This window comes from Lutibacter sp. (assembly GCF_033723435.1).
Classification (GTDB): Bacteria; Bacteroidota; Bacteroidia; order Flavobacteriales; family Flavobacteriaceae; genus Lutibacter.
Window position 1 is genome coordinate 118,692 of sequence record NZ_JAWVXC010000002.1, and the last position, 26,053, is coordinate 144,744.

27 protein-coding genes are annotated in these 26,053 nt (G+C 28.9%); 16 read left to right on the forward strand and 11 right to left on the reverse strand.

Features of this window, described 5'->3' with window-relative positions; all coding sequences use genetic code 11:
* Nucleotides 1-6: 6 nt before the first annotated feature.
* A complete protein-coding gene (locus R3342_RS03405) occupies nt 7-1,104 on the reverse strand; it encodes an acyl-CoA desaturase (RefSeq protein WP_318938268.1) in 1,098 nt (365 codons plus the stop codon).
* A gap of 157 nt (nt 1,105-1,261) precedes the next feature.
* Between R3342_RS03405 and rsmG the strand changes: the two genes are divergently transcribed.
* Both rsmG and R3342_RS03415 read left to right on the forward strand, forming a co-directional pair.
* Nucleotides 1,262-1,888, forward strand: a complete 627-nt coding sequence (rsmG, locus tag R3342_RS03410; RefSeq protein ID WP_318938269.1) for a 16S rRNA (guanine(527)-N(7))-methyltransferase RsmG — start codon at nt 1,262-1,264, stop codon at nt 1,886-1,888.
* A 282-nt stretch (nt 1,889-2,170) separates the two neighbouring features.
* Nucleotides 2,171-2,350, forward strand: coding sequence for a hypothetical protein (locus tag R3342_RS03415; protein WP_318938270.1), 180 nt, complete (start codon nt 2,171-2,173; stop codon nt 2,348-2,350).
* Between the two features lie 64 nt (nt 2,351-2,414).
* On the opposite strand, the gene pruA is transcribed toward R3342_RS03415, so the two are convergent.
* On the reverse strand, nt 2,415-4,040 hold the full coding sequence (gene pruA, locus R3342_RS03420) for an L-glutamate gamma-semialdehyde dehydrogenase (RefSeq protein WP_318938271.1): 1,626 nt from the start codon (nt 4,038-4,040) through the stop codon (nt 2,415-2,417).
* Nucleotides 4,041-4,145: 105 nt separating this feature from the next.
* Between pruA and R3342_RS03425 the strand changes: the two genes are divergently transcribed.
* Nucleotides 4,146-4,850 (forward strand): NRDE family protein, encoded by a 705-nt coding sequence (locus R3342_RS03425; RefSeq protein ID WP_318938272.1) that lies wholly within the window; start codon nt 4,146-4,148, stop codon nt 4,848-4,850.
* On the opposite strand, the gene R3342_RS03430 is transcribed toward R3342_RS03425, so the two are convergent.
* The 3 genes from R3342_RS03430 to R3342_RS03440 are packed head-to-tail and all read right to left on the reverse strand — an operon-like array spanning nt 4,843 to nt 7,647.
* Nucleotides 4,843-5,967 (reverse strand): DUF3667 domain-containing protein, encoded by a 1,125-nt coding sequence (locus tag R3342_RS03430; RefSeq protein WP_318938273.1) that lies wholly within the window; start codon nt 5,965-5,967, stop codon nt 4,843-4,845. The two genes, R3342_RS03425 and R3342_RS03430, sit on opposite strands and share 8 nt — an antisense overlap.
* 2 nt (nt 5,968-5,969) lie before the next feature.
* Nucleotides 5,970-6,356 carry a Co2+/Mg2+ efflux protein ApaG gene (gene apaG / locus R3342_RS03435; protein ID WP_318938274.1) on the reverse strand — a complete coding sequence of 129 codons (387 nt, stop codon included), beginning with the start codon at nt 6,354-6,356 and terminating at the stop codon, nt 5,970-5,972.
* Nucleotides 6,357-6,396: 40 nt separating this feature from the next.
* Nucleotides 6,397-7,647, reverse strand: coding sequence for a DUF5103 domain-containing protein (locus tag R3342_RS03440; RefSeq protein ID WP_318938275.1), 1,251 nt, complete (start codon nt 7,645-7,647; stop codon nt 6,397-6,399).
* A gap of 178 nt (nt 7,648-7,825) precedes the next feature.
* Here R3342_RS03440 and R3342_RS03445 point away from each other — a divergent pair, with 178 nt between their 5' ends.
* The 7 genes from R3342_RS03445 to R3342_RS03475 all read left to right on the forward strand — a co-directional run bounded on the left by R3342_RS03445 (nt 7,826) and on the right by R3342_RS03475 (nt 14,281).
* Nucleotides 7,826-9,175 carry a Na(+)-translocating NADH-quinone reductase subunit A gene (locus tag R3342_RS03445; RefSeq protein ID WP_318938276.1) on the forward strand — a complete coding sequence of 450 codons (1,350 nt, stop codon included), beginning with the start codon at nt 7,826-7,828 and terminating at the stop codon, nt 9,173-9,175.
* Nucleotides 9,176-9,179: 4 nt separating this feature from the next.
* Nucleotides 9,180-10,427, forward strand: a complete 1,248-nt coding sequence (locus R3342_RS03450) for an NADH:ubiquinone reductase (Na(+)-transporting) subunit B (RefSeq protein WP_318938277.1) — start codon at nt 9,180-9,182, stop codon at nt 10,425-10,427.
* Complete coding sequence (locus R3342_RS03455; RefSeq protein ID WP_318938278.1) at nt 10,405-11,151, forward strand: Na(+)-translocating NADH-quinone reductase subunit C; 747 nt, start codon at nt 10,405-10,407, stop codon at nt 11,149-11,151. Before R3342_RS03450 ends, R3342_RS03455 begins: the two co-directional genes overlap by 23 nt.
* Nucleotides 11,152-11,154: 3 nt before the next feature.
* Entirely contained in the window at nt 11,155-11,802 is a 648-nt protein-coding gene (locus R3342_RS03460) for an NADH:ubiquinone reductase (Na(+)-transporting) subunit D (protein WP_318938279.1), read from the forward strand.
* 5 nt (nt 11,803-11,807) lie between these two features.
* Nucleotides 11,808-12,521: an NADH:ubiquinone reductase (Na(+)-transporting) subunit E gene (gene nqrE / locus R3342_RS03465; protein WP_318938280.1), complete on the forward strand. Its 714-nt coding sequence runs from the start codon at nt 11,808-11,810 to the stop codon at nt 12,519-12,521.
* Between the two features lie 2 nt (nt 12,522-12,523).
* Nucleotides 12,524-13,837, forward strand: a complete 1,314-nt coding sequence (gene nqrF, locus R3342_RS03470) for an NADH:ubiquinone reductase (Na(+)-transporting) subunit F (protein WP_318938281.1) — start codon at nt 12,524-12,526, stop codon at nt 13,835-13,837.
* A gap of 66 nt (nt 13,838-13,903) precedes the next feature.
* Nucleotides 13,904-14,281 carry a Na(+)-translocating NADH-quinone reductase subunit F gene (locus R3342_RS03475; RefSeq protein ID WP_318938282.1) on the forward strand — a complete coding sequence of 126 codons (378 nt, stop codon included), beginning with the start codon at nt 13,904-13,906 and terminating at the stop codon, nt 14,279-14,281.
* Nucleotides 14,282-14,331: 50 nt separating this feature from the next.
* Here R3342_RS03475 and R3342_RS03480 read toward each other — a convergent pair whose 3' ends face one another.
* Complete coding sequence (locus R3342_RS03480) at nt 14,332-15,174, reverse strand: flagellar motor protein MotB (protein ID WP_318938283.1); 843 nt, start codon at nt 15,172-15,174, stop codon at nt 14,332-14,334.
* 145 nt (nt 15,175-15,319) lie between these two features.
* Between R3342_RS03480 and R3342_RS03485 the strand changes: the two genes are divergently transcribed.
* Nucleotides 15,320-16,306 (forward strand): FAD:protein FMN transferase, encoded by a 987-nt coding sequence (locus R3342_RS03485; protein ID WP_318938284.1) that lies wholly within the window; start codon nt 15,320-15,322, stop codon nt 16,304-16,306.
* Between the two features lies 1 nt (nt 16,307).
* Here R3342_RS03485 and R3342_RS03490 read toward each other — a convergent pair whose 3' ends face one another.
* Genes R3342_RS03490 through map form a run of 3 tightly spaced genes read right to left on the reverse strand, consistent with a single transcriptional unit; the run spans nt 16,308 to nt 18,233 of the window.
* Nucleotides 16,308-17,072, reverse strand: a complete 765-nt coding sequence (locus R3342_RS03490) for a class I SAM-dependent methyltransferase (protein ID WP_318938285.1) — start codon at nt 17,070-17,072, stop codon at nt 16,308-16,310.
* 6 nt (nt 17,073-17,078) lie between these two features.
* On the reverse strand, nt 17,079-17,411 hold the full coding sequence (locus R3342_RS03495; RefSeq protein ID WP_318938286.1) for a cupin domain-containing protein: 333 nt from the start codon (nt 17,409-17,411) through the stop codon (nt 17,079-17,081).
* Nucleotides 17,412-17,414: 3 nt separating this feature from the next.
* The gene (gene map, locus R3342_RS03500) at nt 17,415-18,233 is read right to left on the reverse strand and encodes a type I methionyl aminopeptidase (protein WP_318938287.1); all 819 of its coding nucleotides are present in this window, start codon (nt 18,231-18,233) and stop codon (nt 17,415-17,417) included.
* 171 nt (nt 18,234-18,404) lie between these two features.
* On the opposite strand from map, the gene R3342_RS03505 reads away from it, so the two are divergent.
* Nucleotides 18,405-19,673 carry an acetyl-CoA hydrolase/transferase family protein gene (locus R3342_RS03505; protein ID WP_318938288.1) on the forward strand — a complete coding sequence of 423 codons (1,269 nt, stop codon included), beginning with the start codon at nt 18,405-18,407 and terminating at the stop codon, nt 19,671-19,673.
* 72 nt (nt 19,674-19,745) lie between these two features.
* Here R3342_RS03505 and R3342_RS03510 read toward each other — a convergent pair whose 3' ends face one another.
* Nucleotides 19,746-20,279: a thioredoxin family protein gene (locus R3342_RS03510; protein ID WP_318938289.1), complete on the reverse strand. Its 534-nt coding sequence runs from the start codon at nt 20,277-20,279 to the stop codon at nt 19,746-19,748.
* Between the two features lie 34 nt (nt 20,280-20,313).
* Nucleotides 20,314-21,831: a 2,3-bisphosphoglycerate-independent phosphoglycerate mutase gene (gpmI, locus tag R3342_RS03515; protein WP_318938290.1), complete on the reverse strand. Its 1,518-nt coding sequence runs from the start codon at nt 21,829-21,831 to the stop codon at nt 20,314-20,316.
* Nucleotides 21,832-22,076: 245 nt separating this feature from the next.
* Here gpmI and R3342_RS03520 point away from each other — a divergent pair, with 245 nt between their 5' ends.
* From R3342_RS03520 to R3342_RS03535, 4 genes are all read left to right on the forward strand, one after another.
* Complete coding sequence (locus R3342_RS03520) at nt 22,077-23,822, forward strand: aromatic amino acid hydroxylase (protein WP_318938291.1); 1,746 nt, start codon at nt 22,077-22,079, stop codon at nt 23,820-23,822.
* Between the two features lie 68 nt (nt 23,823-23,890).
* On the forward strand, nt 23,891-24,202 hold the full coding sequence (locus R3342_RS03525) for a rhodanese-like domain-containing protein (protein ID WP_318938292.1): 312 nt from the start codon (nt 23,891-23,893) through the stop codon (nt 24,200-24,202).
* Nucleotides 24,203-24,404: 202 nt separating this feature from the next.
* On the forward strand, nt 24,405-24,917 hold the full coding sequence (locus R3342_RS03530) for a MarR family transcriptional regulator (RefSeq protein WP_318938293.1): 513 nt from the start codon (nt 24,405-24,407) through the stop codon (nt 24,915-24,917).
* Entirely contained in the window at nt 24,917-26,023 is a 1,107-nt protein-coding gene (locus tag R3342_RS03535) for an efflux RND transporter periplasmic adaptor subunit (RefSeq protein ID WP_318938294.1), read from the forward strand. The genes R3342_RS03530 and R3342_RS03535 overlap by 1 nt, the downstream gene beginning before the upstream one ends.
* The last annotated feature ends 30 nt before the right edge of the window (nt 26,024-26,053 follow it).

Below are 26,053 nucleotides of genomic sequence, written 5' to 3' on the forward strand. Positions count from 1 at the left end.
AAATAATTATAAGTAAGCAGGTTTAGATCCTAAAGTTTTTAGTTGTTTAAAATGTTCAATAATTGCTTTTCTGGTAGTTTTGTACTCATTATAAGGCAAGTTAAACTCTAAAGCAGTTTCTTTTACAATTTTAGCGATTTTTTGATAATGGATGTGTGATATATTAGGAAATATATGGTGTTCAACTTGATGATTTAATCCACCAGTATACCAAGAAATAAATTTATTTTTTGGTGCAAAATTAGAAGTGGTATATAATTGATGAACAGCCCAAGTATGTTCTAAGTTTCCATCTTTATTTGGTTCAGGCATTTCGGTTTTAGGTACTACATGTGCTAACTGAAAAATTACACTTAAAATAATTCCTGCTGTATAATGCATTACAAAAAAACCAAGTAAAACTTTCCACCAAGCTATATCTAAAACAGCTAATGGAAGTACAATCCATAATAAATAATATACTATTTTAGAAATTATTAAAATAGTCCATTCTTTAGTAGGGTTTGGAAATTTCCCATAAGAAAGTTTACGTTTTAAATAATTGTGCATTTGTTTAAAATCGGTTGTAATAGCCCAGTTTATAGTTAATAAACCATAAAGAAAAAATGAATAATATTTTTGAAATTTATGAATCCATAACCATTTTGCTTGTTTTGAAAAACGAATAATTCTACCAGCATCAATATCTTCATCATGGCCATGTATATTTGTAAAAGTATGGTGTAAAACATTGTGTTGAACTTTCCAATTATAAACGTTACCAGCTAAAATATAAATGCTGCTACCCATAATTTTGTTTACCCATTTTTTACTAGAAAAAGATTCGTGATTACTATCATGCATTACGTTCATACCAACACCAGCCATTCCAATGCCAATTACAACAGTTAATAAAAGAAGTGCCCATTGAGGCATATGCACTGTTAAAATTAAAATTAATGGAATCAAGAAAACACTAAACATAATTATTGCTTTAGTATATAATTTCCAATTACCAGTTTTTTTTACATTATTTTCTTTAAAATAGCTATTTACACGTTTATTTAAAGTTCTAAAAAATTTAGCTTTATCAATTCTTGAGAAGCTGATGGTTTTAATAGACATAATAATTATTTTGATTCAATAGTTTATTTGTGTTTGTAAGGCAACGAAAATAAATCATTTTTATGAGTTACAGGTTTTTTTTGAAGAAAATAACATTTTTTTGGGAAGTGTTAATTACGTTATATAATTGTATTTTTGCGTTTATTCAAAGTAAAATATGGATATAATAAGAAAATATTTTCCCGATTTAACCGAAAGCCAATATGTTAAATTTGAGGCTTTAAAAGATGTTTATACCAATTGGAATGCGCAAATTAATGTGATTTCAAGAAAAGATATTGATGAACTATATGTAAAACATGTATTACATTCTTTAGGTATAGCAAAAGTTCAGTCCTTTAACTCTGGAGCAAAAATTTTAGATATTGGAACAGGAGGAGGGTTTCCAGGAATTCCTCTGGCTATTTTATTTCCTGAAGTTGAATTTTATTTGGTAGACTCAATAGGTAAAAAAATAAAAGTTGTAAATGAAGTTACAAATGCTTTACAATTAACAAATGTAAAAGCAGCTCATATGAGAGCCGAAAAAGTTAATGATAAGTTTGATTTTATTGTAAGTAGAGCTGTAACTAATATGGATGATTTTGTTAAATGGACCTATAAAAAAATAGCAAAAAAACAAAATCATTTTTTGAAAAACGGTATTTTATATTTAAAAGGCGGCGATTTAAAACAAGAACTTCAAAATTTTCCAAAAGCTACTATCTATAATCTTTCAGAATATTTTAAAGAAGACTTTTTTGAAACTAAAAAAGTGGTTCATATTCCGTTAAAATGTTACTAATGTGACATTTGTTATGTTTTGTTTATGAAATAGTTACTAGTTTTGTGCCGAAATTTTATTATAAATTAATGTAAATAGCAGATAGTTACAAAATATTTAACCTGTTTTTATCCCCCTCAAATTAAAAACAGGCTTTGTATCATATACTTAAATACAGAAAATAATAATAAATATTTTAACATTAGTAAAAAAAGCTCACCATTGGTGGGCTTTTTGTTTTATGACAATCGTCATTGCCAAATAAAACCTATTAAGATATTTTTGTCTTTTAAATAATAAACTATGACTGAAACTAAAGAATGTTTGGTTTGTAAAAAAAGCTCAAACGAAACACCAGTAACAAAATTTTATTACCAAGAAAGTGAATTTTATATTTGTCCGCAACATATACCAGTTTTAATTCATAACCCTCAAGAATTAATTGGCTTACTGCCAGATGCTGATAAATTGCAAAAAGGATAATTAAACATTAGTATAAAAATAAAAAAACTCGCCAATTGGCGAGTTTTTTTATTTGAATTTAGGGTTAACCTAAAAACGGATATCTATAATCTGTTGGAGGTACAAAAGTTTCTTTTATCGTTCTGTTATTAACCCAACGTAATAAGTTCCATACGGAACCTGCTTTATCATTAGTTCCAGATCCACGAGCTCCACCAAAAGGTTGTTGCCCAACAACTGCTCCTGTTGGTTTATCATTAATGTAAAAATTACCAGCAGCGTTTTCTAATTTGTTAGTTGCAAAGTCAATAGCGTATCTATCTCCACTAAAAATAGCACCTGTTAAAGCGTATTCACTAGTATTATCTATTACGTCTAAAATATTTTCCCATTCATTATCATCATAAATATAAATAGTGATAATAGGTCCAAACAATTCAGTATACATAGTTACATACTGAGGGTTTGTTGTAACAATTACTGTAGGTTCAATAAAATATCCTTTTGAGTCATCATAACCTCCACCAACAATAATTTCAGCATCGCTATCTTTTTTAGCTTGATCAATATAACCAGAAAGTTTTTTAAAAGCTCTATCATCAATTACAGCATTTATAAAATTACCTGTATCAGCTGGAGAACCCATTTTAAAAGAATTTACATCTTTAATTACGGATTCTTTTATGTCTTTCCATAAACTTTTTGGTAAGTATGCTCTTGAAGCTGCTGAACATTTTTGACCTTGAAATTCAAATGCTCCTCTTGAAATAGCAGTTGCTACTTCTTGAGCATTAGCAGTTGGATGTGCCCAAATGAAATCTTTTCCACCTGTTTCTCCAACTATTCTAGGATAAGATTTGTAAGTATCCATGTTATTTCCAATAGTTGCCCAGAAACTTTTAAATACAGGTGTTGAACCTGTAAAATGAACTCCAGCAAAATCTTTACTATCTAATAAAACATCTGTTATCATTCCAGAATTACCTGTAACCATATTTATAACACCATCAGGTAAACCTGCTGCTTTGAATAATTCCATAATTACTTGAGCAGAATAAACTTGAGATCTTGCAGGTTTCCAAATAACAACATTTCCCATTAATGCAGGTGCTCCAGGTAAATTTCCAGCAATAGAAGTAAAGTTAAATGGTGTAATAGCATATACAAAACCTTCTAAAGGTCTGTATTCCATTCTGTTCCAAATTCCTGCAGCAGATTCTGGTTGATTACTGTAAATTTCAGTCATAAATTGAACATTAAATCTAAAGAAATCAATTAATTCACAAGCAGAATCTATTTCTGCCTGAAATACGTTTTTTGATTGTGCAATCATAGTTGCAGCATTCATTTTGTCTCTAAAAGGACCAGCTAATAAATCAGCAGCTTTTAAAAATATAGCAGCTCTATCTTGCCAGCTTGTTTTAGCCCATTTCACTCTTGCTTCGGCAGCTTTTTCAATAGCTAATTCAAGGTGTTCACGTTCTGCAGTATGATATTTTCCTACACAGTGTTTGTGGTCATGTGGCGGATGAATATCTACTGTTTTTCCAGTTCTAAATTCTTTGCCTCCAATATAAAAAGGAATATCAATTTCTTCTTGATACATTTTGTTATAAGTAGCTAACAAAGTTTTTAACTCTGGGCTACCTGGAGCGTATGATTTAATAGGCTCGTTAACAGCTTTTGGTACTTGGTAAAATCCTGAAGCCATAATATTTATTTTTTAAAGGTTTTTTATTTTAAATTTGTTGCAAAGTTACGTAATTGAAACGACTTTTTTTACTTTATTAAACTTCAAATTTGTAATAATAAATCTATGTGTACGGTTACATTTTTACCTTTAAAAAACAATAATTTTATATTAACATCAAACCGTGATGAACAGAGAACTAGAGAAACAATTCTTCCTGAAATTTACACTGAAAATGAAATAGATTTGTTGTTTCCAAAAGATAAAATTGCTGGTGGAACTTGGATTGGTGTTAGCTCAAAAAAAAGATTGGTTTGTGTGTTAAATGGTGGATTTAAAAAACATATTAGAAAACCCAATTATGTTAAAAGTAGAGGTGTAATTGCGAAAGAAATTTTAAAAGAAATAGATTTAAAAAAGTATGTAGATAATTTGAATTTAGAAAATGTAGAACCTTTTACTATGATAATTGTAGAATGGAATAATGCCGAGTTACATTTATTTGAATTAATTTGGGATGAACAGCAAAAACATTATACAAAATTAGATAAAAAGCCAAAAATTTGGTCTTCTTCAACTTTGTACGATGAAAATAGTAAAAAAACTAGGCAAACATGGTTTAAAAAATGGTTGGTAAATAATGATTTTACTTCAAATAATATTTTAAAATTTCATCATTCTGAAATTGGAGATAAAACGCAATCTATTTTAATGAAACGTTCAACTATACAAACAGTTAGTATAACTTCAGTTAAAAAGGATAATGAGCAAATAGAAATGTTTTACGAAGATGTAATATCATTTAAAAAGAAAAAAATTCTATTTACTTAATCATAAAAGATAGCACAGATACAATTGCCAATCCTATTACAGCTAAGGTTAAATAAAATACATTTAAAATGGTAAATTTTATAAAGGTTTTCCATCTGCCTTGATGATAAAAATTACGCATTGCTTTGTATAAATATATGCTAAAAAGTAAAATAAAAATTGGCGTAAATAAATCGGTTTTAGCAAAATAATTTATTAGATAGAAAATAATATACAACAGAAAAAATACGGTTTGTGTATGAAATACAAACACTAAATGTTCCATATAAGTGTAATTTCTTCGGATAAAAATAAGTTTTAAAAACAAAGTGAATAAAGGTAAAAACACAAATAAAGCAATAGATATATATGAAGTTATTTTATTGAAAAAATAGCTGCTACCTTGTGTTTTTATTTGTTGAAAATTATAGTTAGAGTTAATAACTTGTTGGTAACAAAATGTATTCCAAAACGATTTTTCATAACCTAAACTATTTAAAGCAGTTTCAGCTTTTAATTTAGGGTGTTTATTATGATAATTATTAAAGGTTTGTATTTTGTAAATAAAGCTATTTTTTGATTTTGTGGTGTCAGATCCAAAATTCAAAAAAGATGTGTTTTTTGTGTCTGTTTTTTTAGTGTCTAAAACTTTTAAAGCATCTTCAAATTTTTTAACTGCTTTTGTTGAAGTAGAATCGTTAGGATTCTTTTTTTTAAGTTCAGATTTTACACTGGTTAAAACAGAATCTAATTGTTGTTTGTTAAAATCGGTTTTGTCTAAATTTATATTTGAATCAGAATTACTGGTAAATCCAAATATCAGAAAGAAAATAATGGAAACGTTTAAATATAATTGAAAAGGGTTTACAAAGCGAGCTCTTTTCCCTTCAATATATTGTTTTGAAACTTTTCCTGGTTTAGTTAATAACGGAATAAAGGTTTTCCAAAAACGCGAATCGTATGAAAATAATCCTGAAAATAAATTACTTAAAAAGTAAGAAAAATTTAATGGTTTTGTATTGTTTTTTTGGCCACAATAGGAACAAAAATTTTCATTGTTTAATAAAGGTTGACCACAATTTAAACATTCTAAACCTTTATCTTTTTTAGGATGATAATTTATTAGTTTTAATTTCACCTTTAATTACTAGTGTTAGGAACCATTAATTGAAATGTAGGAATTAATACTTTAAAAGATTTGGAGTTGTTTAAATTAACCATAGTATAATAACCTTCCATTGCTCCAATTGGAGAATTTAAAAAACAATTTGATTTATAAGTATGTTTTTGTAAGGGTTTTAAAATAGGTTTTTTACCAATCACACCATCGCCTTCAACTATTTCAATAGTATTTAATGAATCAAAAATTTTCCAATGTCTGTTAATTAGTTGGACTGTTTCATTACTTTGGTTTTCAATAGTAACTTGGTAGCTAAACGCATAATACAATCTATAATTTCGGTAACTAGTACCTTCAAAAATAGAAGTAACAGAAATTTTAATGCCATTTGTTACTTGTTGTACCATAATTAATTAAGTCTTTGACTTTTTTGTCAAATATACGAATTTAATTAGTTAATTTTTTAGAATTTCCATATCCAACACCAATTATTTGCGTATATCTACTACCAAATTTTTTATAATATACTAATACGGTATAATTATTTTCTGTTTGATAATGAGAACCTGAAATTTCATGGTTTGAAATGTTTTTGTTTTTATTTACGGTTACAAAATCATAATTGTAAAAACCTTGTTTCAATAAAATAGACGCTTCATATTGTCCTAATTTTTCATTGTAGAAAAGTCTGTTTGTATCGTTCAATTTCCAATTATTAAAACTTCCATTAACATAAACACTTTCATTTAATAGTTTTGGCATTTTTAAAGTAAAATGTACCCAACTATAATCAGCATCTGTATTTGGGTTTTCACCATCTAAAGTTCTAATTATAAAATTGCCATTTATATCTGGATACAAAGTGTAAGGTTCATTAGATCTAGGTTCATTAGGATATAAATAAGTGTGGTATAATTGTTTTCCTAACTCAGATTTTACTATATGCAAACTAGAATTTCTTATGGATTTATTATCAAAATATAAAAATTCATTGCCTGCCCAAAAACTGGTTTTCGCATTGTATTTATAAAGTAATTGAGTTCCTCTATAAAATTGAGGTTTTAAGTTGTTAATGGTAAATTGCCAGTTGTCGTTTTGTAAAATAATAGGTTTTATTTCTTCACTAGCATTATTAATAACAAGGTTTGGATGGTTTATAATAAACTCAACCGACTGTTTGGTTTCAATAGTAGCAACATCTCTGCTTTTATGTATAGAAACTCCTACTGTTACTTTAGGTTGATACACTAAGAATTTTCGTTGAAAAATAACTTCATCATCTTCATTTAAAACAGATATTAAATAATTTCCAGATATTTTAATTTGAGTATTCTCATTTGGAAAACTAACTTGATAATGCGTATAAGGTTGTAAAGTGTTAAAAGAATTTTGATAATCTCGTATTCTATCTTCGTTAAACCCATCAATATATTCCGAAGAATTTAAATTGGATATATCCCAATTAAATGTACAATGTTCAATTTTGTAATAATATTCTGTTTCATCTGCATTTGAATCATCAAAACTAAGTTCAAATTTATCTCCTAATTTAATTATTGGGGCATAATTATTTGTGTTGTTTGACCTCAAAATTACAGTTTTTATGTAATTAGGCTCAAGTGTCTGATTTTGGGAATAACCAAAAAAAGCGATTAAAAAAGTAACAAAAAAGCAAATAGTTTTTAAAATTTTCGACATAATTTAAGGATGTTACAAAATCTGTTCCAAAGATAAAAGGCAATATAATAAATAGAACTTATTATTACATTATTTTTAGTAATCATTATTACATAATAATTTGTTAAAATGAGCTAAAACTATAGTTTTAATTCTTATTTTTGCACAGTTTTTAACGACTATTAATAAAATCTAACATATGTCACAGGACATTCAAATTAAAAAAGGGCTAGATATAAAACTAAAAGGAGCCGCAGAAAAGGTGACCGAAAAAGCAAAATCTAGTAATGTTTACACATTAATCCCAGAAGATTTCCACAATATTATTCCTAAATTATCAGTAAAGGTTGGTGCAAAGTTAAAAGCAGGTGATACCGTGTTTTTTAGCAAAGCCAATGAAGCTGTTAAATTTCCATCACCAGTAAGTGGTGAATTAGTGGATATTATTCGCGGAGAAAAACGAAAGATATTAGCAATTAAAATCCAAGCAGACAACCAACAAGAATTTGTTGATTTTGGAAGCAAAGACCCAAAAGCTATGAAAGCAGATGAGGTTAAGGATTATTTATTAAATGCAGGTTGTTGGCCTTTTGTTAAACAAAGACCATATGATGTTATTGCAAACCCAAAAATGGAGCCAAAAGCAATTTTTATTTCAGCCTATGCAAGTGCACCTTTAGCTGCCGATTATGATTATGTATTAGCAGGTAAAGAAAAAGAATTACAAGTAGCTGTAACCGCTTTAAGTAAACTTACTCCGGGCGAAGTACATGTTAGTGTTGGTAAAAATAGTAATTCGCCATTTTCAGGTTTAGATAATATTTCACTTCATAAAGTGTCAGGACCACATCCAATTGGGAATGTTAGTACGCAAATTGCAAAAATTGATCCTATAAATAAAGGAGAAGTTGTTTGGACAATTAAACCTCAAGATTTAGTAATTATAGGAGAATTACTATTAACAGGTAAGTTTAATGCAGAACGCATTATTGCTTTGTCAGGATCATCAGTTAAAGAACCAAAATATTATACTACTAAAATAGGAGCAGATATTTCATCTATAGTAGAAGGAAAATTAAATGAAGTAGAAAGTAGAATAATTAGTGGTAATGTACTTACAGGAAGTAACGAAGGTAAAAAAGGTATTTTACGTTATTATGATAATGAAATTACAGTAATTCCTGAAGGAAATGATTATGAATTTTTTGGATGGACAAAATTTGTTTTTAATAAAGTGTCTCTTACAAGAGCTTTAACTTTTTCATGGTTGTTTCCAAACAAAAAGTATAATTTAAACACAAATACAAACGGAGAGCATAGAGCATTCGTACTTACTGGTAATTATGAAGAGGTTTTTCCTTTAGATATTTATCCAATGCAAATACTAAAATCATGTATGTATAGTGATTTAGAAGAAATGGAAAATTTAGGAATGTATGAAGTTGCACCTGAAGATTTTGCATTAACAGAATTTGTTTGTGTATCTAAACAGCCACATCAAGAAATTATTAGAAAAGGTTTAGACTTAATGTTAAAAGAAATAGGATAAAATTATGGGATTAAAAGAAAAATTACATAATATAAAAGAAAAAGGAAAGGGTAAAAAGTGGTTGTCTGCTTTTTCCGCTTTTCATACATTCTTATATACGCCAAATGAAACTACACATTCTGGAGGGCATATAAAAGGTGCGGATGATTTAAAACGTACCATGACATCGGTAATAATACCACTTATTCCGATTTTAATTTTTGCAATGTTCAATATAGGTTATCAACAGCACATTGCCATTCATGGTTATCAAGAAAATATGTCATTTTTTAGTGGCGAATTTTGGAATTTTGATAACTTTTTACTTGGAGCTTTTAAGTTAGTACCACTTTTATTGGTTTCTTATATTGTCGGTTTAGGAATTGAAGTGATTTTTGCAACCATAAACAACCACGAAGTAGAAGAAGGTTATTTTGTAACAGGTATGCTTGTTCCTTTAATTGTACCAGTTGATACTCCTTTATGGATGCTTGCAATAGCCGTAATATTTGGAGTTATTATTGGTAAAGAAATTTTTGGAGGTACAGGAATGAATATCTTAAATCCTGCACTTACCATTAGAGCATTCTTATTCTTTTCTTATCCAACTTGGATGAGTGGAGATAAAGTTTGGGTAACTGGAGCTGTTGAAAGATCAAAAGAAATTATGGCTGGCGCCAATTTAGATGCTTTTTCTGGAGAAACGCTTTTAGGAAGTTTGGCTCAAGGTAAGCATTTAGCTTATTCCGTTGCCGATATGTTTTATGGGTTTATTCCAGGTTCAATAGGCGAAACATCTACTTTATTAATCTTATTGGGAGGTTTGTATTTAATTTATACAAAAATTGGAAGTTGGAGAATTATGCTATCAGCCGTTATAGGAGCTTTAGCTATGGGACTTATTTTCAATGGAGTTGTAAATGCAGGTTGGATTGTTGAAGGAAGCAAATTTTATACCTTAATGAATACGCCATATTGGGAACACTTAATTATTGGTGGTTTTGCTTTTGGAGTAGTGTTTATGGCTACCGATCCTGTTACAGCATCTCAAACAAACAAAGGAAAATGGATTTACGGATTTTTAATAGGTTTTCTATCAATAATGATTAGAGTATTTAATCCTGCTTATCCTGAAGGTGTAATGTTAGCAATATTGTTAATGAATGTATTTTCACCAACCATTGACCATTATGTTATAGCAGGTAATATTAAAAAAAGACTTAAACGATTAAAACCAAAAACAGTTTACAATGTCAAGGAATACAGAAAGTAATACATATACCGTGCTTTTTGCAGCAGCAATGGTGCTTGTTGTGGGCTCATTATTAGCTTTTGTTGCAGAATCTTTAAAAGGTAAAATTGCTGAAAATAAACGTATAGAAAAGCAACAAAATATATTATACGCAATGGGAGTTAACGATAACGAAGAAGGTTCCGTTAATTTCATCCCAAAGAACGAAGTAGATAAAGATTTTTCTAAATATATTGTTAAACAATATGTAATTGATGGCACAACAGCTAAAGAAAATGATAAGGCGTATTTAATAGATATTAAAAAAGAAGCAGAAAAAGCTAAAAACCCATCTTATACCAGAAGATTACCTTTGTTTGTAGGAGAAAAAAATAATAAGTTTTATTACATAGTTCCAGTTAGAGGAAAAGGATTATGGGATGCAATTTGGGGTTATGTAGCTTTAGATAAAGATTTAGTTATACAAGGTGTTTATTTTGACCATGCTGGAGAAACACCTGGTTTAGGGGCTAATATTAAAGAGCGCTTTTTTATGGATGAATTTACAGGAGAGCATATATTAAAAGATGGCGTTTTTGAAGGCGTAACTGTCTTTAAAGGAAATGCCGATCCAAAAAGTTTAGACAAAACAGATTGCCAAGTTGATGCTATCGCAGGAGCCACTATTACAGGTAATGGTGTAACTGCAATGCTTAAAAAAGACTTAGATATGTATATGCCTTATTTAAAAACATTAAAGCAATAAATTATGGGATTTTTAACAAAAAAAGATTTAAAATTAATAACAGACCCATTAGCAGATAATAACCCAATTACAGTTCAAGTTTTAGGTATTTGTTCTGCCTTAGCTATTACAGCTCAATTAAAAGCAGCTATTGTTATGGCGTTTTCTGTAATGTTTGTTTTGGCTATGGGTAACGTGGTGATTTCTTTAATGAGAAATATTATTCCACCAAAAATTAGAATTATTGCACAATTAGTAATTGCAGCAGCATTAGTAATTATTGTGGATCAGGTTTTAAAAGCATATTCTTATCAACTTTCAAAACAATTATCTGTATTTGTAGGATTAATTATTACTAACTGTATTATTATGGGAAGGTTTGAGGCTTTTGCCTTAGCAAATACACCTTGGAAATCCTTTTTAGACGGTATTGGAAATGCAGCTGGATACGGAATAATTTTAGTTATAGTTGCTTTTTTTAGAGAATTATTAGGATCAGGATCTTTGTTTGGTATTAAAGTATTAGGAGATTCCATTAAAAAAACAGGAATTTATGCATATGGATACGAAAACAATGGATTTATGTTGCTAGCTCCAATGGCCTTAATAACCTTAGGAATTATTATTTGGATACAACGATCTAAAAATACATCATTAATTGAAGAAAACTAAACACTATGGAACACTTAGAATTATTTTTTAAATCGATATTTATAGATAACATGGTGTTTGCTACATTCTTAGGAATGTGTTCATACCTTGCGGTATCTAAAAAAGTTACCACTGCAGTAGGTTTAGGAGCTGCTGTTATTTTTGTAATGGCAATTACAGTACCATTAAACTGGCTGTTAGATCATTATATTTTACAAGAAGGTGCACTAGCCTGGTTAGGTCCTGAATATGCTGAATATGATTTAAGCTTTTTATCTTTTATTATGTTTATAGCAACCATTGCAACTATGGTTCAATTAGTAGAAATTATTGTGGAGAAATTTTCTCCATCTTTATATAATTCCTTAGGAATATTTTTACCACTTATTGCCGTTAACTGTGCTATTTTAGGAGGTTCGTTATTTATGCAATCTCGTGAAATTCCAAGTTTAGGATTAGCATTTAATTATGGAGTAAGTTCTGGAATAGGTTGGTTTTTAGCAATTTTGGCTATAGCAGCTATTAGGGAAAAAATTCGTTATTCAAATGTGCCACCAGCTTTAAGAGGATTAGGAATTACTTTTATTATTACAGGTTTAATGGCAATTGGATTTATGAGTTTTGGCGGAATGTTAACAGGAGGAAACGAAAAGAAAGCTAAAAAAGTAGAAACTGTAAAAGTTGAAAAAAACAAAAAAGCTAATGATTTAGCTAATAACACAACAGAAATTAAAAAATAACAATGATATTATTAGCAGTAAATACCTTAGGTACAGTTGTTGTAACAGTAGTAGCTTTTTTAATTTTAACACTTTTATTGGTGGCATTACTATTAGTTGTTAAACAAAAACTAGCGCCATCAGGACCAGTAAAAATTAAAATAAATAACGAAAAAGAAATAGAAGTTCCTTCAGGAGGTTCTTTGTTAACTACACTAGGAAATAGTAAAATATTTTTACCATCTGCTTGTGGAGGTGGAGGAACATGCTTACAATGTAAATGTATTGTAAACTCTGGAGGAGGCGAAGCCTTACCGACAGAAACCCCAAACTTTACAAGAAAAGAATTACAAGATGGATATCGTTTAGGCTGTCAAGTTAAGGTTCGTCAGGATATGGATATTAAAATTCCTGAAGAAGTATTCGGAATTAAAAAATGGGAAGCAACGGTTGTTAGTAACTATAACTTAGCATCTTTTATCAAAGAATTTGTAGTTGAAATCCCTGAAGATATGGATTACAAAGCAGGAGGATATATTCAAATAGAAATACCTCCTTGTGAAGTAGATTTTAAAGATATTGATATTACAGCACATCCAGAGGAACATGATACTCCAGATAAATTTAAAATGGAGTGGGATAAATTTGATTTATGGCCTTTAAAAATGGTTAATACAGAATCCGTTGAACGCGCTTATTCTATGGCTTCATATCCAGCTGAAGGAAGAAGAGTTATGTTAAATGTTCGTATCGCTACACCTCCTTTTGATAGAACAACTAATGGTTGGATGAAAGTTAATCCTGGTATTGCTTCTTCTTATATCTTTTCAAGAAAAGCAGGGGATAAAGTTACTATTTCAGGACCTTATGGAGAATTTTTTATTAATGATTCAGATGCTGAAATGTTATATGTTGGGGGTGGTGCAGGTATGGCTCCAATGCGTTCTCATTTATACCACTTGTTCAAAACATTAAAAACAAATAGAAAAGTTAGTTATTGGTATGGAGGTAGATCTAAACGAGAATTATTTTATATTGATCATTTTAAACACTTAGAAAAAGAATTTCCTAATTTTAAATTCTATTTAGTTTTATCAGAACCATTACCTGAAGATAATTGGGTTAATAAAAAAGATATAACTGATCCTGAGGGAGATGGTTTTACTGGATTTGTACATCAAGCAGTAATTGATGAGTATTTATCAAAACATGAAACGCCAGAAGATATTGAACTTTATTTTTGTGGACCTCCTTTAATGAACAAAGCAGTTCAAAAAATGGGTCAAGATTTTGGTATGCCAGATGAAAATATTCGATTTGATGACTTTGGAGGATAATCCAAAATAAAATAAAATATAAATCCGGTACTTTTGTATCGGATTTTTTTTGATTTACATTTTAAAATGAAACGAAAACTAACACAACAAGAACTGCATAATTTAGCAATGAATATTGTAGGAAAAGATTTAGAAAAGCGAGGTTTTGAATTTATAGCAATTAATAGTCAGTTAAAAAAGCATCCGCAATTTGTTTGTATTGATGATAAAAATCAACGATATTTTGTAATTGTTAGGTTTAATACTATTGATAATTTTCCAGTAGATTATGATGTTATTTGGATGGAAACTTTTAAAAATCACGCTAAAAAGAATAATGCTAAAGTATTATTTGCAGGTTTGGGTTTAGGAAGTATTGATAATGAAACTAAATACCCAAATTTAGATGAGGATTATCTTTTAAAATATGAGGGATTGCAAGATTTAGCAATTGAATTAAATTAAAAAACCACGCTAAGCAAGCGTGGTTTTTTAAAAGAATATTAGTAAACTAACTAGTCTTCTACTTTATTTTCTAATATTTTAAAGAACTGATCTAATTTAGGCATTAATACAATTCTTGTTCTTCTATTTCTAGCTCTACCTTCAACGGTGTCATTACTATCAATAGGTTTATATTCACTTCTACCAGCTGCAATTAATCTACTTGGATCAATTTTAAAATCATCTTGTAGAACTCTAACAACTGCTGTTGAACGTTTAACACTTAAGTCCCAGTTATCTTTTATGTTTGCAGTGCTAATAGGTTTGTTATCGGTATAACCTTCTACCATTACTTCAACATTTGGCTGAGCTCCAACAACTTCAGCAACTTTTCCTAACACACTTTTAGCTTTAGCTGAAATGGTTGCGCTTCCACTTTTAAATAATAATTTATCAGCAATAGAAATATAAACTACAGTTTTTTCAACATTTACTTGAATGTCTTCATCATTAAATCCATCTTTAAGTACACTTTTTAATTTAAAACCTAAGGCCAAATTAATAGAGTCTTTACGGTTCATAGCTTGTTGGATAACATGTATGTATTCATCTTTTTTACCCATTTGCGAAAGAGTTTCTTTAATGTTATCAGAAGCTGATTTTGATAAAACAGTTAAATTATCTACATATTCTAATGTTTTCTCTTTATCTTTTTTCAAGTCTTCTACTTGTTGATTTAAAGTTTTAAGTTTCCCTTCCGATTCAATTCTACATTTCATTAAATCTGCTTTAGTATCAACTAACTCTTTACTTTTATTGTTAAAATTGTCTTCAAGCTCGCTGTACTTTTTTTGTGATACACAAGAACTTAAGGCTATGGAAATAGTAAGTCCTACTAAAAATAATTTTTTCATAATTTAAAATGGTTTTAAGTAATAACAAATTTATAAAAAAGAAACGTAGGATTTAAACTTTAATTATGATTAATCTTGATTTTAAGAAAAATTTAAATTATATCTTTGAAAATCAAAAAAAATAAGAAAATTAATTTTAGTTAAAATGAAAAAAATAATACTGTTTTTAAGTGCTGTAGCATTGTTTTCGTGCAATCAAAAAAAAGAAAATTTAGTTATTTTAAGAGGAGATGCAATAGGTACTACGTTTACAATTAGATATTTAAATCCTGAAAATAAAAATTTAGATATTAAAATTGAAGCTATTATTAAAGAAGTAAACAAATCTATTTCAACCTATATTCCAACATCAGATATATCTAAAATTAATAAAGGAGATACTACAGTTGTTATTGATTCAATTTTTAAAGAAGTCTTTCTAAAATCCGATAAAATTTATAAAGAAACTAAAGGAGAATTTGATCCAACAGTTGGAATTTTAGTTAATGCTTGGGGATTTGGTCCTGGAAAGCGAATAAAAAATATAGATTCAACTAAAGTAAAAGAATTATTAAAGTATGTTGGATTTAATAAAGTTACTTTAAAAGATAATAAAATTATAAAAGAATACCCACAAACGTATTTTGATTTTAATGCTATTGCAAAAGGTTATTTGGTAGATTTGGTTGGTAGGATGTTTGAAAAAAATGGTATTCCAAATTATATGGTTGAAATTGGAGGAGAAATTAGAGCTAGAGGAATAAACCAACTAGGAACACCTTGGAGAATAGCTATAGAAAACCCAAATTCTGATGGAACCAGATCTATTAATACTAAAATTAAACTATTAAATGAATCTATTGCAACTTCTGGAAATTATAGAAAATATAGAATTGCAAAAGATGGCAAAAAATATGTTCATACCATAAATCCGATATCTGGTTTTGCTACTCCAAGTAACTTGTTGAGTGCTTCCGTTATTTCGAAATCGGATTGCGCTGATGTGGATGGATATGCAACTGCATTTATGGCAATGGGGTTTGAAAAAGCAAAGGCATTTTTAAAAAATCATCCAGAATTAAAAGCTTTTTTAATTTATTCAGATGAAAATAACAAAATGAAAACGTATAGATCAGCTAATTTTACGGAGTAAATTATTTGTAGCAAACTGGTAAAATTTCATTTTTTACCAAGCAATATTTTTTAACTAGGTCATCATTTATTTCTGCGGAATAGTTTATTTCATCTACTTTAAATCCTGCAGAACGTAATTTGTTGAAGTAATCTTTTCCATAAATTCTAACATGGTCATATTGTCCAAAATGTTTGGCTCTTTCTTTTGGTGAAGTTATGGTAAAATCTTCGTAAGTTTTTTCCCTAGTTAAATCTTGTGGTATTTGAAAAATTCCGAATCCATTAGGTTTTAAAACTCTATATAATTCACTCATTGCTTTTTTATCGTCTTCAATATGTTCTAAAACATGATTGCAAAAAATAACATCAAATTCGTTATTTTTAAAAGGTAAATTACAAATGTCAGCTTTTACATCTGCTATAGGAGAATATAAATCGGCAGTTATATAATCTAAATTTTTTAATTTTTTAAAACGTTTTAAAAAGCATTGTTCAGGAGCAATGTGCAACATTTTTTTTTGTGAAGTAAATAAATCAGTTTTATCTTTTAAATATAACCATAATAATCGGTGACGTTCTAAAGAAAGTGTACTAGGCGATAAAACATTATTACGTTGTTTTCCATAACCATATGGTAAAAACGTTCTAAAACTTTTATTATCAATAGGATCGGTAAATTTATTTCCTTTTAAAATAAACGCAATTAAAGGGCGAACCCAATAACTAACTTTTATTAAGATAGGTCGAGGAATACTATTTAGAAAAAATTTAAATAACTTTTTCAAAATCAATTAATTATCAAATTTGTAGTCTTCTCTAACTGGACAAAAAGTATCGGTAACTTTGCAATTAGTTAATGCTTTACCACTATGTGTTACATTTGGAGGAATAACTGCTATTTCTCCAGCCTTTAAAATTTTAGTTTCTGTTCCAATAGTTAATTCTAAATTTCCTTCAATAACTTGTGTGGTTTGTTCATGAATATGCGCGTGTTCGGGTAAAATAGAATCTTTATTAATTTCCCAAAAAGCTATGGTAAATTTTTGGGCATGTACAAATTTTCCATGAAAGCCTTTTATCAATTCTGCTGTTTTTAATTCTGAAATATTTAGGAATTTAGGCATAGTTTATAGTATTAATTTTTTTGCTCTAAACTCATCTTCTTCATCACTTTCAATACCTAAAGCGTCATAAATATATTTAAAAGTAGATAATAACTCGGGCTTTCCATTTACTAAAGCAACATCGTGCTCAAAATGAGCACTAGGTTTTCCATCTTTGGTTAAAATAGTCCAACCATCACTTAACTGATTAATTCTATGTGTTCCTAAATTAACCATTGGCTCAATTGCCACTACCATACCTTCAATAAATTTTTTACCTCTTCCTCTTCTTCCATAATTTGGCATTTCTGGATCTTCGTGCATAACCCTTCCTAATCCATGACCAACTAATTCACGTACAATTCCATAACCATGCTTTTCACAATAATTTTGAATGGCAAAGCCAACATCGCCAACTCTGTTTCCAGCTTTAAACTCGCGTATGCCAACATATAAGCTTTCTTTGGTTACTTGTAATAATTTTTTAGTTTCTTCTGCAACTTCACCAACTTCAAAGGTATATGCATGATCGCCATAAAAACCATTTTTTAATGCACCACAATCAATTGAAATTATATCGCCATTTTCTAATGGTTTATCGTTTGGAATTCCATGTACAATTTGAGCGTTAGGGCTCATACATAATGTATTTGGAAAATCATATAAACCTAAAAATCCAGGTATAGCTCCGTTATCTCTAATAAATTCTTCTGCAAGTTTGTCTAAATATAAAGTAGTAACCCCTGGTTTTACTTCTTTAGCTAGTATTCCTAGAGTTTTAGAAACAATAAGAGCACTTTCACGCATTAATTCAATTTCTTCTAAAGATTTAATTTTAATCATTGTAGTAAATAATTTAAGTGCAAAGATAATTCAAATAATAGTTTTTTATTCTATTCATTATAACTTCATTTTGAATTATTTTTAATAAAATGAGGTAAAAGTGATTTTTAACAGTTTTTCTAAGAGGATTCATCCTTAAATTTGCATAATTACTAATAAATAAACAAAATAATGTATAAAGCAGTAACAGCTGAAGAAGCAGTTAAAATTATAAAATCAAATGATAGGGTTTATATTCAAGCTGCAGCATCAGCACCACAGTCTTTAATAAATGCACTAACAGAAAGGCACGAAGAACTTAGAAATGTTGAAATTTGTCACTTGCATGTTGAAGGAAAAACACCTTATGCAGATCCAAAATATAGTAAAAGCTTTCATGTAAATTCTTTATTTATTGGTCCAAATGTTCGACATACTTTAAGAGCAGGAAATGGTTCATACACGCCAGTTTTTTTAAGTGAAGTACCAATGTTATTTAAACGAGGAATTTTACCTGTAGATGTAGCTTTAATTCAGGTTTCTACACCAGATAAGCACGGATATTGCTCTTTAGGGGTTTCCATAGAAGCTGTTTTATCTGTTATTGAAAATGCTAAGCACGTTATTGCTTTAATAAATAAACAAATGCCACGAGTACTTGGGGAAGGAATTATCCATATTTCTGAATTAGATACTTTTGTGGAAGAAGATACACCAATTCACCAGTTTATTTTACCTGAACCTAATAAAATTGAAAGCAGAATAGGAGATCATATCGCAAACTTAATTGAAGATAGGAGTACGCTGCAAATGGGTATTGGTAATATTCCTAATGCCGTTTTATCAAGGTTAGGAAACCATAAAGATTTAGGTTTGCACACAGAAATGTTTTCTGATGGCGTTATTGATTTAATATTAGATGATGTTATAAATTGTAATTATAAAGGAATTGGAAAAGGAAGAGCTTTGACTACTTTTTTAATGGGATCAAAAAGATTGTACGATTATGTAGATGATAACCCTTTTATTGAAATGCGCTCATGCGATTATGTTAATGATGTTGCTAATATTAGGCAAAATCCAAAAATGATAGCAATTAATTCCGCTATTCAAGTGGATATGACTGGACAAGTTTGTGCGGATTCAATAGGCACAAGATTATATTCAGGAGTTGGTGGACAAATGGATTTTATTAGAGGTGCATCTTTAAGTGAAGGAGGTAAAGCTATTATTGCAATGCCTTCAACCACTAAAAATGGAATAAGCAGAATTGTTCCATTTTTAAATCGTGGGGCAGGAGTTGTTACAACTAGAGCTCATGTACAATATATTGTTACAGAATATGGTGTAGCTAATTTATATGGAAAAACCATAAAACAACGAGCTAATGAATTAGTGAAAATTGCACATCCTGATCATAGAGAGCAAATTGATAAAGAATTTTTTGAAGAAATGTGCTAATTAATAATAAATATAAGTAAAAAAAGCTTTTAGAATTTTCTAAAAGCTTTTTTTATGTTTGTGATTAGAGCTTTAATCTTCATCTTTATATGGATGCTCGTAATGTTTTCCACTTAATATTTTTAGCATATCTTTCTCAATAGTTTCTTGAGGATATTCAACAAAACGACCTATTTCTTTTCCTTTTTTATAAAAAATAAAGGTTGGCACATGGTGAATATTATATCCTTTTTGTAAATTATCAGGTGTTTTTTTATCTCTGTCTACAGCAACTAATTTTAAATGTTTATAATTAAAATTTGCTGCATCTAAAATTTTGTAAAGGGCAGGAGTTTGTTCTTTACTATCTCCGCACCAAGTTCCCATAAATGCTTTAATAGTAACATTTTTTAGTAATGGTTTTATTTTAGCAACCAATTTATCATCTACTTTATAATTTTTATAATTTGGACTAAACCAGTAATTATAAGATTCTTTTAAAAAGTCAGATTTATGTGCATAACCAATTAAATTTCCTTCGGAATCTTTGGTTGGTGCAGGCTCTTTTTTTTGAGCATTACAACTCATGGTTGTTAATATAAGAATACCTAAAATTAGTTTTTTCATGAAATACGAATTAAATTTCAATAAAAATACAAAATTAAACTAAAGAATGTTGGGTCATTATTTTAGGTTGTGCTATTCCCATTAATTTTAAAATTGTTGGAGCAACATCTCCTAAAATACCATCTTTAATTTGTTTGATATTTTTATCTACTAAAATTAGTGGAACTGGATTAGTTGTATGTGCTGTATTTGGTGTTCCGTCAGGGTTTATCATGGTTTCACAATTTCCGTGATCGGCTATAATTATAGTAGTATAATCGTTATTTAAAGCGGTAGTTACTACATCTTTTACACATTCATCAACTGCTTCGCAGGCTTTTATAGCTGCTGACATTACTCCTGTATGGCCAACCATATCTCCATTTGCAAAATTTAAACAAACAAAATCTACTTCTTTTTGATTTAATTCAGGAATAATAGCATCACGGATTTCGTAAGCACTCATTTCAGGTTGTAAATCGTAAGTGGCAACTTTTGGAGAATTTAGTAAAATTCTTTTTTCGCCTTTAAATTCTTTTTCTCTTCCCCCAGAAAAGAAAAATGTAACGTGTGGATATTTTTCGGTTTCTGCAATTCTAATTTGTTTTTTTCCTTCTTTTTCTAAGACTTCACCTAAAGTGTCTTCTAGATTTTCTGTATTATAAATAACATGAATATTTTTGAAGTTTTCGTCGTAATTAGTCATAGTAACATAATACAATGGAATGGTTTTCATGTTAAAATCTGGATAATCTTTTTGAGTAAGTACTTCTGTTAATTCGCGTCCTCTATCAGTTCTATAATTAAAGAAAATAACTACATCATCTTTTTGAATTTTTCCAATTGGCTGATGATTTTCATCAGTCATAATAATAGGTTTTATAAATTCATCGGTAACATCATTAGTATAACTTTCCTTAATACTTTCATTAGCATTTTTCGATGTTATTCCAGTTCCATTTACTAAAGCATCATAAGCTATTTTAACTCGCTCCCATCGTTTATCTCTATCCATAGCATAATATCTTCCAGTAATTGTAGCCAATTTACCAGTTGATTTTTCCATATGATTTTGAATATCATTTATAAAATGTTCTCCAGATTTTGGATCGCAATCTCTTCCATCGGTAAAGGCATGTAAAAATACGTTAGAAACTTTATTTTCTGCCGCAACATTAAGCAATGCTTTTAAATGATTTATGTGAGAATGGATTCCTCCATCAGAAACTAACCCTAAAAAGTGAACGTTTTTATTGTTTTCTTTTGCATAAGTTAATGCGTTTAACAATTCTTTTTCTGTTCCTAATGTATTTTCTTTAACCGCTTTATTTAGTTTTACTAAGTTTTGATATACAATTCTGCCAGCTCCTAAATTCATATGTCCAACTTCACTATTCCCCATTTGACCTTCTGGTAAGCCAACATGTAAGCCATCGGTGCGTAAACTAGCATTTGGAAATTTAGAATACAAACTATCTATAAATGATGTTTTAGCATTAAAAACAGCAGAAACTTCTGGATTTTGTGTAATTCCCCATCCATCTAAAATCATTAAAATTACTTTCTTATTCATCAGAATTAATTATTTAATTTTCCATACAAATATACAAAGTAATTAAGCGAAGGTGTTTATAATTAATTGTTAAATGCTTTAAAAATTACTAAAACGGTTGCGTAAAATGCATTAATATTTATCGATTTAATTTATTAAAGCACTTACTAATTTGGTTGAATATTTAAAATTTATTAAGTTTTTTTAAAGTTTGTATGTAAAAAAGACGTTTAAAAAATTGTAAATTCACGCAAAATTTTACGCAAATGACTAACGAATTAATTTTTAATAGTGTTACTAAAAATTTGCCAAAACACTTACATAAATATATTGTTAAACAACCTTACGAAAGCTATACTTACCAAAATCAGGCTGTTTGGAGATATGTGATGCGAATGAATATTGATTTTTTAAGTAAAGTTGCACATAAATCTTATTTAAAGGGATTAAAAAAAACAGGTATTTCAGTAGAATCTATTCCTAAAATGGAAGGAATGAATAGAATTTTAAAAGATATTGGATGGGCTGCTGTTGCTGTTGATGGATTTATACCACCAAATGCTTTTATGGAGTTTCAAGCTTATAAAGTTCTAGTAATAGCTTCTGATATTAGAACTTTAGAGCATATTGAGTATACACCAGCACCTGATATTATTCATGAAGCTGCTGGTCATGCGCCTATAATTGCCAATCCTGAATATGCAGAATACTTAAGACGATTTGGAGAAATTGGAAGTAAAGCAATTTCTTCGGCTAAAGATTTTGAAATTTATGAAGCAGTACGTAAGCTTTCTATTTTAAAAGAAGATCCTAATTCCACAGAAAATGAAATTAAAGCGGCGCAGCAAAAAGTAGAAGATTTACAAAATAATATAGGTGAACTTTCTGAAATGGCTCAAATTAGAAATTTACATTGGTGGACGGTTGAATATGGTTTAATAGGAGATATTCAATCTCCAAAAATTTATGGAGCAGGGTTATTATCCTCTATTGGAGAAAGTAAATGGTGTTTAACGGATAAAGTAAAAAAAATACCATATAATATTAGTGCAGCTAATCAAAATTTCGATATAACAAAAGCACAACCACAATTGTTTGTAACTCCAAATTTTGCACATTTAAGCTATGTTTTAGAAGAATTTGCTAATAAAATGGCACTAAGAACTGGAGGTTTAAACGGAGTTCAAAAGTTAATTCAATCTAAAAATTTAGGTACTATTGAGTTAAGTACAGGAATACAAATTTCAGGCGTTTTTACTAATGTAATAGCAGAGGAAAACCAAAAGCCAGTTTATTTTCAAACTACAGGACCAACAGCTTTAGCAGCTAGAAACAAGGAGCTTATAGGCCATGGAACAAATTATCATGCCGAAGGATTTGGAAGCCCAATTGGAAAATTAAAAGGCATGAATTTGGCTATTGAAAATATGTATCCAAAAGATTTGGAAGCGTACGGAATTTATGAAGGTAAAAAAACAACCTTACTTTTTGAAGGAGATATTCAAATTTCAGGAGAAGTAATTACAGGAATCCGAGATTTACAAGGAAAAATTGTACTCATTTCTTTTAAAAATTGCACGGTAACTCATGGTGAAACTATTTTGTTTAAACCTGAATGGGGAACTTATGATATGGCAGTTGGTAAAGAAATTATTTCGGCATACGCAGGTCCAGCATGTGTAAATTCATTTGAGGATGTAGGAAAAATATCTAATGAAAAAACACATAAAATTAAGTATACTAAAAAGGAAAAAGAACTTCACCAACTGTATGGTAAAGTGCGTGAATTAAGAGAAAGCAAAAAGGTTAACATTCAATTATTAACTGAAATATTTCATAAAATAAAAGCTGAGTTTACTAATGATTGGTTATTAGTTTTAGAAATTTACGAACTGATATATAACACAAATGAAATTTTAAAAGCAGAGGTTTTCAGTTATTTAAATCAATTAAAAAAAGAATCTAAATACTCTAATTTAATAACTAACGGAATTCAGTTACTAAAAAAATAAAGTGATTTTTGTTACAATTGAATACAAGTATTGAATTATATTTGCGCCTTAATTAAAAAAATTAAAAAATGAGTTTTTTCGGATTATTTGGAGGGGGAAATAACAATGAAGCTATAGAAAAATACCTTAAAGAAGGAGCTGTGGTTATTGATGTTAGAACACCTTTAGAGTATAGTGAAGGGCATGTTAAAGGATCTAAAAATATTGTTTTAAACAATATCCCTGCAGCAGTAGAGGAGATTAAAGCCTTAAATAAAAAGGTAATTGCCGTATGTAGAAGTGGTGCAAGAAGTGGACAAGCTACCTCTTTTTTAGAAAGACAAGGTATTGATGTAATTAATGGAGGTCCTTGGCAAAATGTTGCTAAGTTTGTTAATTAAAAACAACTAAAAAAATAATAAAAAGAGAAGTTTTACTTCTCTTTTTTTATACAAAAAATTTAAATATTTTATACTTTTTAACTTCTATTAAAGCTTTCCATTTATAAAAACATCTCTGACTTTTTAAAATTAACAAAAATTTAACTAATGTTTGGTTCTGAAGTAAACGAACTAAATTATTTTTGTACAAATTTTAGAGAAAATGATAACAGAGGAAGAATTAATTAAAGAGAAACTAGCTTTAGTTGAAGAATTAGGCGTTCATTTTGAGTGTTCTGATAATTTAACACCATTAGCTTCTAGAATAGTAGTTTACTTAATATTAACAGGTATTAAAGGAGCTACTTTTGAAGAACTTGTTGAAAAATTAGAAGCAAGTAAAAGTTCTATTTCTACAAATTTACAACTGCTTCAGTCAAATGGTAGAATTACATATTATACAAAGAGTGGAGATAGAAAGCGTTATTTTAAAATAACACCAGATCATATTATTTCAAGATTAGATGAGAAAATTGATTTATGGAAAAAAGAGATGAAAAACCATCAAAAAATACTTGCTTACAACCAAAAAGTATTACAATCAAAACATGCAAATGAAGGAAATCATCTAAACGTTCAATTTAGTGAACAATACATAGAGTTTATTAATAAAATGATTATAAACTTAACACAATTAAAGCAAAATATATTAACCATAACAAATCAAAATCAATAATGAAATCTCATAAATTTATTATAAAATATACAATCACAGCCTTATTGGTAGTTGTTTTTATTAGCTGTAAAAACAATCAGTCATCACCAAAAAAAGAAATGGCACCAGTTACATTTAATGTAAAAAAAGTAATAAAGCAAGATGCGGTTATTTATAAAGAATATGCAGCAAACTTTGAAGGGCAAAAAAATGTAGAAATTAGACCAAAAGTAAGTGGTTTAATTCAAAAAATTTATGTTGATGAAGGGCAAGTTGTAAAAAAAGGCGAGTTACTTTTTAAGTTAGAAACACAAACATTAAACCAAGATGCTTTGGCAGCAAAAGCAAAAATTAATGTAGCCCAAGTAGAAGTTAATCGTTTAATACCATTGGTAAAAAGAAATATAATAAGTGTAGTTCAATTAGAAACTGCAAAAGCTAATTTAGCGCAGGCTAAAAGTAATTATAATAGCATTTTAGCTAACATAAATTACGCTAACATAACAAGTCCAGTAAATGGAGTAATTGGTAGTATTCCTTATAGAGAAGGGAGTCTTGTTAGTTCAACTAGCACTAATCCTTTAACAACTGTATCAGATATTAAAAATATAAGAGCGTATTTCTCATTGAACGAAAAAGAAGTACTAGAGTTTAGTAAATCCATAAAAGGGAAAACAATAGACGAAAAAATTAAAAACTTACCTGAAGTTTCACTTCTTTTGGTTGATAACACAGTATATCCATATAAAGGTAAAATAGAAGCCATTAACGGTTTAATAAATAAAAGAACAGGAAGTACAGAATTTAGAGCTGCTTTTCCAAATCCAGAACGAATTTTAAGAAGTGGAGGTAGTGGAACTGTTAAGTTTCCATTTGTTGAAAGTAATGTAATATTAGTTCCTCAAGTTGCCATTTTTGAAATGCAAGGGAAAAAAATAGTATATGTTTTGGGGAAAGATAACAAAGTAGATACTAGAGTAGTTGAAATAAATGGAACTCAGGGATTAAATTATATAGTAACTAATAATTTAAAAGAAGGAGAAACAATTGTAGTGGATAACGTTTTAAAACTCACCGAAGGTCAAAAAATCACACCTAATTATATCGATAATAATTCAAAAAACTAAAATCATATTAAACTAACCAACAAATAATTT